The sequence below is a fragment of the Solihabitans fulvus genome (genome assembly GCF_008386585.1).
Classification (GTDB): Bacteria; Actinomycetota; Actinomycetes; order Mycobacteriales; family Pseudonocardiaceae; genus Solihabitans; species Solihabitans fulvus.
The window spans coordinates 1-234 of the sequence record NZ_VUOB01000159.1 but is presented as its reverse complement, the minus strand read 5'-3'; the positions used below and the strand labels follow the sequence as shown (position 1 = coordinate 234).

Below are 234 nucleotides of genomic sequence, written 5' to 3'. Positions count from 1 at the left end.
CAGCGGGTTGTCCGGCAGCGCGTTGCCAAGCTCCTCGGCGTGCGCGGCGTAGTTCCGCCCGACACCGATGATCTTGGGCGGCAGGATCGGCGCGAGCAGCCGCACGTCCGCGAGCGGCCAGCGACGGCCGGTGAGGTTCGGCTTGCCGAAGGGGTGTTCGGCGATCTCCTCGGCGACCAGGTCGTCACCCTCGCCGACGACGGAGACGAACGACAGGCCCTCGGGGTGGGCGAT

General features: G+C 71.4%; 1 protein-coding gene. It reads right to left on the bottom strand.

The genetic code is table 11. The features are described from left to right. Positions 1 to 234 (bottom strand): DUF2437 domain-containing protein (locus F0L68_RS41020; RefSeq protein ID WP_223199608.1); only part of this gene is annotated, 234 nt, incomplete at both ends.